The organism is Mesorhizobium sp. M0052 (assembly GCF_040323255.1).
Lineage (GTDB): Bacteria > Pseudomonadota > Alphaproteobacteria > Rhizobiales > Rhizobiaceae > Mesorhizobium.
In genome coordinates, this window is the sequence record NZ_JAMYUS010000007.1 from 40,431 (window position 1) to 53,260 (window position 12,830).

Below are 12,830 nucleotides of genomic sequence, written 5' to 3' on the forward strand. Positions count from 1 at the left end.
CGCATGAGCGTCGCGCGCGCCAATTCGATCATCCCCAGCTCGATCATCATCGTCGGCGGCGGCGCCAGCGGCGTCGTGTTGGCCGCGCATCTGCTGAAGTCGCCCAACCCGGACCTTCGCGTCACGCTGATCGAAAAGCGTCCGCATTTCGGCCAGGGCATCGCCTATTCGACGCTTTTGTCGGCGCACGTGCTGAATGTCAGCGCCGCGGGGATGAGCGCCTATGCCGACGATCCCCTGAATTTCTGGCGCTGGTTGCAGGGGCGCGGCCTGATAAGCCAGGAACAGACGCCGCAGACACCCTTCTATGCGCCGCGCAGCGTCTATGCCCGCTACCTCAAGGAAGTGCTCGACGAGCTCGAAGCGCGCGAAAAGGAAACCGGCCGTCTCAGGCTAATTCGCGAGGAAAGCCTATCGATCTCGCCGACATCGTCCGGTGTCGAAGTGGTGCTGGCCAACGGCACCAGCGTCGTCGCGCATCTGGCGGTGCTTGCCACCGGCCATGACGAGCAGCCCGGCGCCGGCCAGGGCCACGCCATCCGCATGGGCACCGAGGCCGACACCGCGCTCGATCCTGAAGCCCGCGTGCTGGTGCTGGGCACCGGGCTCAGCATGGTCGATGCCTTCCTGTCGCTCGAGCAGCGCGGCCATCGCGGCGAGATCGTCGCCGTATCGCGGCGCGGGCTGCTGCCGTCGCCGCACCGCAAGGGCAACCCGATCAAGCTCGACGTCGCCGACATTCCGCTCGGCACGCAGCTCTCCTATTTCGTCGGCTGGTTCCGCGACCTGATCCGCGAAAACCAGAAGGCCGGCATCGACTGGCGCGACGTCGTCGATGGGCTGCGACCCTTCAATCAGAAGATCTGGCAGAACTGGCCGTCCTCGGCCAAGCGCCGCTTCGTTGAGCACACCAAGGCCTGGTGGGACATCCATCGCCATCGGCTGGCGCCCGAGGTGCATGCCCGCGTCACCGAAGCGGTGCGCACCGGCCGCATCCGCCCGGTCGCCGGCCGTGTCGTCGGCATCGAGGCTGGCGATGGATTCACCGTCGGCATCCAGTCTCGCCACACAAAGGCGCTGGAAACGCTGCAGGTCGCCCGCATCTATGATTGCACCGGCATCGCCCGCGACATCTCGACGACGTCGAACAGCGTCGTGCGCTCGCTGGTCGACCGCGGCCTGGCGCGGCCCGACCCGCTGCGGCTTGGCCTCGATGTAACGGCCAAGTGCGAAATCATCGCCGGCGACGGCACCGCATCGGCCAAGATCCTCGCCGTCGGGCCGCTGACCCGCGGCACCTTCTTCGAGATCGACGCCATCCCCGACATCCGCGTGCAATGCGCTAGGCTGAGCAAGCAGCTGCTAGGGTAAAGCTGTTGACGTCGGCGGGATAGCACGCCCCTCAGAGGGGGGTGGGAAGGATCGCTACGGAGGGTGTTGGGCTTGAGTCCAAAGCCGGCCTAAAACTGGAATTCCATTCCCCCTCTCGCCGGTTGATTGGCACGATCTACCTTCTTTCCGACTGCAAACGGCCGGAAAAGAAGCTACGCTGCCGCTCTGCCCCCGAGGCGGTCGCTTGTTCAAGGGAGCACATCGATATGAGCGAGCACGGAAAAGCTGCGCCAGGCAGTTCGGACGGCGCGTTATCCCGCCTGCGTCCGCCCTACGCCTCGGTGCTCGACCTCATCGGCCAGACGCCGGTGGTCGAACTGACCAAATTCGACACCGGCAAGTGCCGGCTGTTCATCAAGCTCGAAAGCCAGAATCCAGGCGGCTCGATCAAGGACCGCATTGCGCTGTCTATGATTTCCGCGGCCGAGAAGGAAGGCAAGCTCAAGCGCGGCGGCACCATCGTCGAGGCGACCGCCGGGAATACCGGCCTCGGCCTCGCCCAGGTCGGCATCCCCAAGGGCTACCGCATCATCCTCGTCGTGCCCGACAAGATGTCGCGCGAAAAGATTCAGCATCTGCGCGCGCTCGGCGCCGAAGTGCGCATGACGCGCTCCGATGTCGGCAAGGGCCATGCCGAATATTACCAGGACATGGCCGAGAAGATCGCATCGGAAACGCCCGGCGCCTTCTACGCCAACCAGTTCGCCAACCCGGCCAACCCCGAGGCGCATGAGACCACCACCGGACCGGAAATCCTTGCCCAGCTCGATGGCGACCTCGACGCCGTGGTCGTCGGCGTCGGCTCCGGCGGCACGCTGACCGGGCTTGGTCGCTACTTCGCCAGAACATCGCCGAAGACCGAAATGGTGCTGGCCGATCCCGTCGGATCGGTGCTGGCGCCGCTGATCAAGACCGGCAAGATGGAAGAGGCTGGCAGCTGGACCGTCGAAGGCATCGGCGAGGATTTCGTGCCGCCCAATGCCGATCTGTCGCTGGTCAGGAAAGCCTATTCCATTCCAGACAAGCAGAGCATGCTGGCCGTGCGGGACCTGCTTTCCAAGGAAGGCATTCTCGCCGGCTCGTCTTCCGGCACGCTGCTGTCGGCCGCGCTTCGCTATTGCCGCGAGCAGACGACAGCAAAACGCGTCGTCACCTTCGTCTGCGACAGCGGCAACAAATATCTGTCCAAGGTGTTCGACGATTTCTGGCTGGCCGAGCAGGGGCTGGCCGAACAGGAACAGCATGGCGATCTGCGCGACCTCGTCATGCGCTCGCACCGCACCGGCGACACCGTTTATGTCGGCCCCGACGAAAGCCTGCTCAACGCCTATGGGCGCATGCGCCGCTCCGATGTCTCGCAGCTGCCGGTGCTGGACAATGGCAAGCTGGTCGGCATTATCGATGAGGGCGACATCTTGGCCAAGGTCGACGGCCCCTATGACGGCCGCTGGGACCGCTTCAACGCCCCGGTGCGCACCGCCATGACCTCCAATCTGCACACGCTGCAGGCCAATCAGACGCTGGATGCGCTGCTGCCGGTGTTCGACCGCAACGAGGTCGCCATCATCTTCGATGGCGACGAGTTCGTCGGCCTGATAACCCGTATCGACCTGATCAACCATTTGAGGCGCGCACGATGACTGCTGAAACATCCCCATCGGGCAAGAACCGCCTGGCTTTTTCCACGCGCACCATCCATGGCGGCCAGAGCCATGACCCGCTGACCGGCGCGGTGATGGTGCCGATCTACGCGACCTCGACCTATGGCCAGCAGTCGCCCGGCGTGCACAAGGGGTTTGAGTATGCCCGCAGCCAAAACCCGACCCGCTTTGCCTTCGAGCGCGCGGTGGCCGATCTCGAAAGCGGCTCGGCCGCCTTTGCATTCGCTTCCGGCCTGGCGGCGATCTCGACCGTGCTCGAGCTGCTCGACAGCGGCGCCCATATCGTTGCAACCGACGACATCTATGGCGGCTCGTTCCGGCTGATGGAGCGGGTGCGCAGGCGCTCGGCCAATCTGCAGGTGAGTTTTGTGGACTTCACCGATCTGGCGGCGGTGGAAGCAGCGATTCGCCCGGAGACAAAACTGCTCTGGGTCGAAACTCCGACCAATCCGCTGCTGCGTATCGTCGACCTCGAAGGCGTTGCGGCACTCGCCAGGCGCAAAGGGGTTTTGACGGTCGCCGACAACACGTTCTGCAGCCCCTACATCCAGCGGCCGCTTGAACTCGGCATCGACATCGTCGTCCACTCGACGACGAAATATCTCAACGGCCATTCCGACATGGTCGGCGGCGTCGCCATCGTCGGCGACAACAAGGATCTAGCGGCCCAGCTGAAATTCCTGCAGAACGCCATCGGCGCCATCTCCGGTCCCTTCGACAGTTTTCTCGCGCTGCGCGGCATCAAGACACTGGCGCTCAGGATGGAGCGGCATTCCACGAACGGCCTGAAGATTGCGCAGTGGCTGGAGGCGCGAAAAGATGTGCGCCGCGTCGTCTATCCCGGCCTGGCCAGCCATCCGCAGCACGCCATCGCCGTCCAACAGATGCATGCTTTCGGTGGGATGATCTCGGTCGACCTCGACCGCGACCTCGCCGGCACCAAACGCTTCCTCGAACGGACGCAACTGTTCACGCTGGCTGAAAGCCTCGGCGGCGTCGAAAGCCTGATCGAACACCCGGCGCTGATGACGCACGGCTCGATCCCGGCGGAAAAGCGCGCGGAAATCGGCATTTCGGATTCGCTGGTGCGGTTGTCGGCGGGGATAGAGGATGGCGATGATCTGATCGCCGACCTGGACCAGGCGCTGCGGGGGTAGGCGTACCGGATGCGTACCGATGACAATGAGGGGCGGCGCTGACCGTCGAGATTAAATCCCAATCCGCCGCGCGTTAACACATTCAGCAGCTTTTGCTTAACTCTTCGCCGCTATGTCCCGCCCCGGGGAGGCATGGCGAGAGTGAGTGTGATGGACAACAACCCGGAAAAGCGCAGCGAATGGCGCGCCATTTTTTATGTGCAGGCCCGCGTGGCCATCCTGTTTGTCCCGGTCGTCGCCAGCCTTCTGATCATTGCCGCTCTTGCCGGCAACGACCACAGTTCCGACGCCCTCGACCGCACGGTTACGGGGTCGGTGAAATAGCGGCACGGCCGTCGGCTTGCCTGCCCGGGAACGGCCGCCTCAGAAAAACTTCGGGATCGGGCCGTTCTGCGGCGTCACGTCGCCTTCCAGGTCGATGAACGCCTCGTCGACAAAGCACCAGGCCCAGCCTTCCGGCGGGTCGTAGCCTTCGATGACCGGATGCTTGGTGGCGTGGAAATGCTTGGTGGCGTGGCGGTTGGGCGAGTCGTCGCAGCAGCCGACATGGCCGCAGGTACGGCAGAGCCTGAGATGCACCCACATCGAGCCGCTCTTCAGGCACTCCTCGCAACCGAGCGCGCTCGGCGTCACAGTCTTGATGTCGCGCGTGTGTTTGCATTCATCCATTATGCTCTCCTGGCCAGTTCGGGCGCTGCTGCGTCGGGTCGCGCGAGATAGGCGTGCAAGGCAGCCACCACCTGGGCGCCTTCGCCGACGGCGGCGGCGACCCGCTTGACCGAGCCTGCGCGCACGTCGCCGATGGCGAACACGCCGCTGCGGCTGGTCTCCATCTGGCCCGCCCCTATGTCGGCGCCGGTGCGCACGAAACCCCTGGCGTCGAGCGCGATATCGCACCCAGCCAGCCAATCGGTGTTGGGGTCGGCGCCGATGAACAGGAAGAGATGCTGGATCGGGCGCGTCTCGACGCCGCCGGGGTTGCGCCAGCGCAACTGGGTGAGATTGCCGCCTTCGCCTTCCAGCGCCTTGATCTCTGTCTCGCCAAGCACCTCGATGTTCGGTTGCGCCTCGATACGCTCGACCAGATAGCGCGACATGGTTTCCCTGAGGCCGCCGCGGCGCGCCAGCATCGTCACCTTGCGGACCTGGCTGGCGAGATAGACCGCCGCCTGCCCCGCCGAATTGCCGGCGCCGACCAGCGCCACTTCTTGCCCTGTGCATAGCCGCGCCTCGATCGGCGAGGCCCAGTAATGCACCGACGTGCCCTCGAACTCGGCCAGCTTGGCGATGTCGAGGCGGCGGTAGCGGGCGCCGCTGGCGATCACCACCGTGCGCGCGCGCAGGCTTTCACCGTCGCCGACGGCGAGCGTGTAGCCCTCGCCTGCTGCACCGAGCAGCTTGGCCTCGTCGGGGATGACTATTTCGACGCCGAATTTCTGCGCCTGGTTGTAGGCGCGCGCCATCAGCGCCATGCCGGAAATGCCGGTGGGGAAACCCAGATAGTTCTCGATGCGCGCGGAGGCGCCGGCCTGGCCGCCGAAGGCGCGGCAATCGAGCACGATGGTCGACAGCCCTTCGGATGCCGCATAGACCGCGGCCGCCAGCCCCGCCGGCCCGGCGCCGACAATGGCGACGTCATAGACCATGTCGGGATCGATCGGCCGCAGCAGGCCGATGCAGCGGGCAAGTTCGGTTTCGCCGGGATTGTGCATCAGCTTGCCGTTGGGGCAGAGCACGATCGGCAGATGGTGCGGGTCAACATGAAAATGCTCAATCAGCGTCTTGGCGCACGGGTCGCTGTCGGAATCGAGCGCGCGGTGCGGCTGGCCGCTGCGGCGCAGAAACCCCTGCAGCCGCAGCGTGTCGCCATTGCCGGCCGGGCCTACGACGATCGGTCCGCTGCTGCCACTTTCCAGGAGCCCGACGCGGCGCAGGATCAGCGCCCGCATGATCCGCTCGCCAAGGCTTGCCTCCTGCACCATCAGGTCGCGCAGCCGCTGCGAGGGGATGACGAAGGCCTCGACCGGCTCGGCCGCCTCCGCATTGACCAGCGACGGCCGGCTGGAAAGCTGCGCCAGCTCGCCGATGAAATTGCCTGGGCCATGGGTGACGATGGTCTCGCGCCGGCCGGGCCTGACATCCTGGGTGATATCGGCCGTGCCCGACAGGATGACGATCAGCCCCGGCGCCACAGTGCCGGCGGTGACGATGTGCTCGCCGGCGGCATAGGAACTCGCCTCGCCGAACCGGCGCATGCGCTCGATATCGGCGTCGCCCAGGATGGGAAACATCTGGTCGCGGCGGGTGACGGTGATCGGCTGGGTGGGTGGGGCCATAGGTAGAACGTAGCGCCGAGACGGCCGGGTTTGAAGTGGTTTGTTGGAGGACTGGCCGGAAGGGGAGGTGGCTCCCGCGCCAACTGGTTCGGATGCTTCGCATGGCCCCGCGCTGCAAGGCAAACAGCGCGCCGACCAGTGCGACCTTTATAAGGGCGAGCCCGAGCAGTACCGTCGGCAGTCCTCGCTCACCGGTGTGTTGCAGGAGCAGCGCGCCGACGAACGGCGCCGCGGCTATCGCGTTACGCCAAGCGCCTGGGGTGCGGTGGTATCCTCGGGCTCCCCGAAGGCAGATCCCGGCGAAAGCCCATTCGTCACATCTTTGTAGAGCGCTATCGGATGCGGGCGCCCCACCAGATATCCTTGGATTTCGGGACATCCTTCCCTCATCAGGAAGGCACGCTCGTCCTCTGTTTCGACACCCTCCGCGATGACAGGCAAGGCCAGCGCATTCCCCAGGCTGAGTATCGTGCGCACGATGGCGGCCGATTGGACATTCGAACCGACACCCGAAACAAAACTGCGATCGATCTTGATCTTGTCGAATGGAAACGCCTGCAGCGAGGACAGTGAGGCATACCCGGTGCCAAAATCATCCATCGAGACCCTGACGCCCAACGCCTTCAACCTCCGCAAAACCGACAAGGCAGTTGCCCGGTCGCGGATGAGAACCCCTTCCGTGATTTCCAGTTCCAGCCGCCCCGGAGCAAGGCCGGTCTCGTAGAGGATAGAATGAACGAGGCCTACCAGGTCCCCGAAACGGAATTGCACGGGAGAGAGGTTGACGGCGATCTGCAGCGGTGAGGGCCAGGAGGCCGCGTCTCTGCACGCCTGCCTGAGCGTCCATTCACCTATCTCAACGATCGTGCCATCCTGTTCGGCAAGCGAGACAAACGCGTTTGGGGAGATGAGCCCATGCTTTGGATGGTGCCATCGGGCGAGTGCCTCGAAACCAAAGATTTCGCCGTCCATCCTGGCTTGCGGCTGATAATGAAGCACAAGTTCGCCATGGGCGACCGCAGAGCGCAAATCTCGCTGCAAGGCGTAGCGCTCTCTTAGCCGCCTATCCATCTCAGGATCGAAGAATTGCACCATTCGACGACCGTCCGCCTTGGCCCGGTAGAGCGCTGCGTCGGCATTTGCCATCAGCGCCGCGGCATTCTCTCCGTCTTTCGGATAGATCGCCGCGCCGATGCTCACCCCGATCGAAATGTGCTGGCCCCGGATTTCGAATTTGCCTGCCGCCGATTCGAACAGACGGTCCGCAACATCCTTGGCACTCGCGGACCGGTCATCCATGGTCAGGACAACCGTGAACTCGTCGCCGCCCATGCGCGCGATAAACGCCTCAGGCGCCGCGGTTTGGAGACGCCGGGAGATGGTGCAAAGCAGATCGTCGCCGGCGGCGTGCCCGAAAACGTCGTTCGCCTCTTTAAAATGGTCAAGGTCGATGCTGAAGACGGCAAAGCTGGCGTGCGTTGCTTTTGCGCGCTCGAGCGTCGTGGCCAGGTGTGCTGCAAGCGCGGCTCGGTTCGCCAGGCCGGTAAGCGGATCGTGGTGCGCGAGATGCGCGATTTCCTCGTGCCGTGCCATCAGTTCGGTGCGCGCTACGTTCATGTTCTCGCGCGCGTCGTCCAGGCCGTGGGCGGCTTCCCTCACCTTGTCCTGGAGCAGGTTGAAGCTTTCGGCCATCTCTCCAAGTTCGTCACGAGAGTTTACCGTAACCGGCATGATATTCACGGAGGCATGCGCCGCAGCGAGGTCTCCCCGCCCCAGGGCGACCATGGCGAGAGAGAAATCCTTCAGCGTTCCGGATGTCAGACGCTTTGCCGCGTTGCTCACCTCGGTCGCCGAATGGGTGATCATTCCCGGCAAGATCAGGCCAACGCTGATGGTCAGCAGCGCGACAACGACAAAAATGTCCTCCAGCGCGGCGACCAATGAAGTGTCGCCTTGGGGAACGCTGCCGATCGCCAGGAAATAGCCGGCACCGTCAAGCACGAGCACAAAAAGCATGGCTCCGGTAAGCTTCAGGTGAAGCGTATGTGGCAGCAAGGGTAGACCGAGTGCGTATCGATCCTCCATCGTGCGCCAGGCGTAGAGCGCAGCACCCGAATATGCCAAAGCCAGACCGAACAGGACGGTAGGAAGGCCAAATTGCTGAAATCCCAGTATGGCGGTCAACAGCCATATTGCAGCCGCGCCTACGCCAAGGATGATCGTTCCCCTGGGAGCCCGGAAGGGTCGCTCGGCTTCGGGACTATCACGGCGCAAGAGCCAGACTGCGATGTTTGGCATGCAGATGCTGATCAGGTACGTAAAATTGGCCGCGGCGATCATCCAGAGCGGATACCCGCACAGCATGAAGCCGATTGCCGCGGCAGCTGTGAGCAGCGTTGCCGCCCAGGGACAATCTGTTGAGGTGCGCCTGGCCAGGAAGCTCGGCAGCAGGCCGTCTTCGCTCAGCTGCGCAAGGGTCCGCGCGGCGCCTGCCAATGGCTGCAACGTTCCATGGAACATGTTCAGCATGATGAGCCAGATGGCGGCCGCCTTGCCGAAACTCCCCAACAAGGGCGCAAAGGTGGGCCCGAGAGCTATGGCGAGGTCGGTGCCGAGCGGCTCCGGCCCGAGCACACCCAGCCAGACAACCGGCAGGACCAGGAAATAGACGCCGGCCATTGCGGCGCTGGCCCACATCGCCAGAGGAATGTTGCGGTTGGGATCGATGGTTTCGCCAACATGGCAGGCTGCAGCCTCAAATGCCGGTGCGGCAAACCCGATCAGGTACAGTCCCGCCATCACCGACGTGATATCGCCGAACAGGCCGGTAAACGGGCTGGTCAGGGCAAAATCCGTCGCCTGCCGCCAGTCGACCGAGCCACTGATGACCGGGACGAGGGATGAGAGAAACGCAAGCGTCGCGGAGGCAGTGGCGATCGGGATCGCCAGTTGGACCACCCACTTGATTCCACACAGGTTGACCGCCGTAAAGAATGCGATGAGCCCGCAGGCGACCGCCTCCACGGGGAGGCCCGGCAGGTACCATTGCTGGATTGCAGACGCTGAAAGAACCGCTGTCAGTCCGCAGGTCGGCACCCAACCCCACCAATAGCAGGTGCCCGTCAGAGCCGAGAGAACGGGACTGTAAGGTCGGAAGGCTTCGGCGCACGCTGCAGAGATACCGCCGACGCGGTTTGGCCACATGAGAACCAATTCGGTCCACGCAGGCGCGGCGGCCCAGCCTAGAAGCAGACCAACAACGAGCAAAGGAACCGCAGCGCTTCCTTGACCGGGAATATTCCCCTGACCGACAAAAAGGGCGGCAATCAGAAACAGGCTTTGATTGCTGCCACCCATGGCGAGCGCTGTCGTGCCCATCCATCCCAAGGTTCTCGGGTGCGGTCGTGAAGGCGTGAGGCCCGGCATTCAGAGACATCCATTCGAGTGCGGAGCGCTGTCTGACTGGCGAATGTAACCTGCGGAGATATGTCTGTCGAACGTCGCGCTCCCGAAGTCAAAGTTGGACCTTAGGTGAGACGTATTAAGACTTCGTACCAAACCAGATCCGCCCGATGATCGCTGTCAACTTGCGGTAGCTGCGGTTCAATCATGCTGATGCCGGCCCGAATGGATCGATCTCCTCCGATCCGGGATACATATCAATTTTATCTAATCGCCCACTATGAGGGATAGTCGCGAATACAGCCTAATATTGATTATTATCGACAAATCTCGTGATTGCGGGGCGCCATCATTCGAAACGGCGGCTGAAGTCGACTGTAGATCGCTAAGCACATTGACCGCTGTTGACTTCGTACCTCGCCATCGTGGGGGCAAGCACCGAGACTTCACGCCGTGCCTCAAGTTGGAGCTAACTTGTGCGAGCACGCCGCATAGCCCCGCGTTGCAGGGCAAACAGCGCGCCGACCACGCTGGGCGCGGCGGTCGGCCTTGGCGCGCTGGTGGGTCCTTCCCAGGCCGGCGCCCGTACGGTCGATATGGCGATCGCTCGCTACCATCATCCGATCTGCACCAAACTGGCCTCGGTGACATTTCTGACCATAGGCGTGGCGACGCTCTGGACCGGCCTGCCCGGTTCTGCCGGCCGCGGTGATTTTCTATGGCGCCCGCATCGGCTAGCATGGCCGAGTATCGTCACATGCGGCGACATGGTGTTCTGGACGATGCTTGAGCGCGACGCGACCTCGCCAGCGGGCACGCCTTCGACGCCGGCCCGTAGCAGGAATGTGTTCAGCACCAGAACACTTGGGATCAGCGTTGCGGGAGCCTGCACACGTGAGTACTCCGCCTCACAAGCCTTCCGGCTGGTCCTCGAGGACGAACGACGCTGCAATCAGGTCATCGCCGCTGATGCGGCCACTGCCGCCAACCATGATGGATGCGACTTTCTGAAAGGTCTTCATGTCGGCCTCTGTTATGCGCGCATAGCGCATTCTCGCCCTGAGAGAACCCAAGCGGGTATCAAGGGCTGGCGATGTCTCGACGTCATCGATCATCTTCGATCATCCTGGAGCGCAATGTGAAATCCGCTGCCCGCCGCCATGGCCGGCGGCGGGCGGCAGCTATTCGATCAGTCGTAGACCTTCACAATTTTCCGGGTGCTGGGATCGACCAGGACGGTGCGGTTGTCGACCACGACGTAGCGGTATTTGACGTTGGGAACTTCGTGCAGCTCGACCGTATCAGGCAAGGCACTGCCGACGTTCAGCTCCACGCCCGGGATCTTCACCGAAGCCAGCGGCTGCTTTTTTACGTATTCGCGGACGACCGTATCTTGCTCCGGTGTGATGACGACATCCTGAGCTGCGGCGCTGCCGACGCCAGCCAAAAGCAACAAGCCTGCAGCGGCACTTGCAAAGTGGATTTTCATGGTTTTCTCCTCGCGTAATCCGGCGACGGCACCACGCCTGTTCGCCGAGGGACCGAACTTGAGATCAGCCAGATTGTTCCTGTGACTTCAGTCTGCGGCGAACCAGACCAAAGTCGGATATCAGCTAAGACCCAAGTCCCGAGGCGGAACGTTCAAGTGGGGCAGGCGTTTCCCAAATGCAACTAAATAAAACAGGAGAGGAACACATGGCCGACGGCCCAACTGTTGTTAATTCTGGTGGTGGTGGCGGCACTGCGATTGCCGTTATTCTTGCACTTATTGCAGTCGTAGTATTGCTTATTTTTACCGGCGTCATCAATATCCGCGGCGACGGCGGCAAGGATATCAACGTCAAGGTTGAAGCGCCAAAGGTGGAAGCTCCGGCTGTACCCGCAAAGCCTGCGGCACCTGCCCCAGCCCCTGCGAGTGGCGGCTGATCTGCTCGTATCCACGCTTCCGAACTGACCTATGAAAAGGAAATTCCCATGACTAAATATTTCGTCAGCGCCACCGGCGCCCTCCTCCTTATGGCGGGCATCGGCACCTCGTTTGCCGAGGACGTTATTGTTCTCAAGCCCGAACAACAGACGGTCGTTCGCGAATATATCCATAAGCAGAAGCTGGCCTCAGTCAGTTTGCTCGGCGTCGAACTCAATGTCGGCACGGCACTTCCAGACACTGTCGAGCTCCACGCAATCGACGTTCCGGATGTCCGCTACAAGTATACGGTTGTCGGAGATCATGCGGTTCTCGTCGATCCCGACACGCGCAAGGTCGTGCAGATCATCGAATAACGCGCGAGCCCGCCGCTCCGGTCTGGAGCGGCGGGCTGTGGCTGCCCTGTGAAAGTCTACGGGCAGCCTTTTCTCAACGGGAGGATGTCTGATGTTTAGCGACAAGGAAACTTGGGTCCTGGAAGCTGCCTTACTCGCGGCAATTCCAATTTGCGTAGCCGTCACCGCACTCGTGGCATTTTTGACCGCGGCCTGGATATGAACCGCTTCCTCTTTGTGATGGGCGACTTTCTATCCCGGCCACCGGGCTTCTATGTCCTTCTTGTAGCCATGCTGCTCTGTACTGCGTTGGTGCCATTCGGCCTGACGAATGTGGTCACCTACGCATTGTCGGTAGCGGCCATCGTGATCACCGGCGTTGTGCTGATCCAGGGTTACCGCGACACGGCCGCCATTCACGCCAAGCTTGATGAGATTATCGTTTCGCTGAATGAGACCAGAAACGATGTCGTCGGCTTGGAGCATGCCGAGCCGGAGGAGATTCGGGAGAAGCTCCAGACACTCGAAGAAGAAGCAATGAAAGCGGTTCGCCCGCCGCATTGACCCTCCGCTGGACTATCTGTCATCCATCAGCAAAAAAGCCCGGGAACCGGGCTTTT

At 62.6% G+C, this 12,830-nt stretch carries 12 protein-coding genes; 7 read left to right on the plus strand and 5 right to left on the minus strand.

From position 1 onward, the window contains the following. Nucleotides 1-3: 3 nt before the first annotated feature. The 4 genes from NKJ77_RS11025 to NKJ77_RS11040 all read left to right on the plus strand — a co-directional run bounded on the left by NKJ77_RS11025 (nt 4) and on the right by NKJ77_RS11040 (nt 4,534). Entirely contained in the window at nt 4-1,371 is a 1,368-nt protein-coding gene (locus tag NKJ77_RS11025) for an FAD/NAD(P)-binding protein (RefSeq protein WP_023692935.1), read from the plus strand. A 227-nt stretch (nt 1,372-1,598) separates the two neighbouring features. Continuing rightward, on the plus strand, nt 1,599-3,032 hold the full coding sequence (locus NKJ77_RS11030) for a pyridoxal-phosphate dependent enzyme (RefSeq protein ID WP_023745896.1): 1,434 nt from the start codon (nt 1,599-1,601) through the stop codon (nt 3,030-3,032). Continuing rightward, nucleotides 3,029-4,210, plus strand: coding sequence for a trans-sulfuration enzyme family protein (locus NKJ77_RS11035; protein ID WP_023745895.1), 1,182 nt, complete (start codon nt 3,029-3,031; stop codon nt 4,208-4,210). The genes NKJ77_RS11030 and NKJ77_RS11035 overlap by 4 nt, the downstream gene beginning before the upstream one ends. Before the next feature lie 132 nt (nt 4,211-4,342). Further along, nucleotides 4,343-4,534, plus strand: a complete 192-nt coding sequence (locus NKJ77_RS11040) for a hypothetical protein (protein WP_196814852.1) — start codon at nt 4,343-4,345, stop codon at nt 4,532-4,534. A gap of 39 nt (nt 4,535-4,573) precedes the next feature. On the opposite strand, the gene NKJ77_RS11045 is transcribed toward NKJ77_RS11040, so the two are convergent. From NKJ77_RS11045 to NKJ77_RS11065, 5 genes are all read right to left on the minus strand, one after another. Continuing rightward, nucleotides 4,574-4,879 (minus strand): UBP-type zinc finger domain-containing protein, encoded by a 306-nt coding sequence (locus NKJ77_RS11045; protein ID WP_023698083.1) that lies wholly within the window; start codon nt 4,877-4,879, stop codon nt 4,574-4,576. Further along, a complete protein-coding gene (locus tag NKJ77_RS11050) occupies nt 4,879-6,546 on the minus strand; it encodes an FAD-dependent oxidoreductase (RefSeq protein ID WP_023745894.1) in 1,668 nt (555 codons plus the stop codon). Before NKJ77_RS11050 ends, NKJ77_RS11045 begins: the two co-directional genes overlap by 1 nt. 234 nt (nt 6,547-6,780) lie before the next feature. Beyond that, entirely contained in the window at nt 6,781-9,972 is a 3,192-nt protein-coding gene (locus NKJ77_RS11055; protein ID WP_352535205.1) for an amino acid permease, read from the minus strand. Nucleotides 9,973-10,856: 884 nt separating this feature from the next. After that, nucleotides 10,857-11,063 carry a hypothetical protein gene (locus NKJ77_RS11060; RefSeq protein WP_352535207.1) on the minus strand — a complete coding sequence of 69 codons (207 nt, stop codon included), beginning with the start codon at nt 11,061-11,063 and terminating at the stop codon, nt 10,857-10,859. Nucleotides 11,064-11,137: 74 nt separating this feature from the next. Continuing rightward, entirely contained in the window at nt 11,138-11,437 is a 300-nt protein-coding gene (locus NKJ77_RS11065) for a DUF1236 domain-containing protein (protein ID WP_023740232.1), read from the minus strand. 206 nt (nt 11,438-11,643) lie between these two features. Here NKJ77_RS11065 and NKJ77_RS11070 point away from each other — a divergent pair, with 206 nt between their 5' ends. From NKJ77_RS11070 to NKJ77_RS11080, 3 genes are all read left to right on the plus strand, one after another. Continuing rightward, nucleotides 11,644-11,874: a hypothetical protein gene (locus NKJ77_RS11070; protein WP_352535209.1), complete on the plus strand. Its 231-nt coding sequence runs from the start codon at nt 11,644-11,646 to the stop codon at nt 11,872-11,874. Nucleotides 11,875-11,922: 48 nt separating this feature from the next. Further along, complete coding sequence (locus tag NKJ77_RS11075; RefSeq protein ID WP_023710337.1) at nt 11,923-12,231, plus strand: DUF1236 domain-containing protein; 309 nt, start codon at nt 11,923-11,925, stop codon at nt 12,229-12,231. Nucleotides 12,232-12,429: 198 nt separating this feature from the next. Beyond that, nucleotides 12,430-12,774: a low affinity iron permease family protein gene (locus NKJ77_RS11080; RefSeq protein ID WP_023672069.1), complete on the plus strand. Its 345-nt coding sequence runs from the start codon at nt 12,430-12,432 to the stop codon at nt 12,772-12,774. The last annotated feature ends 56 nt before the right edge of the window (nt 12,775-12,830 follow it).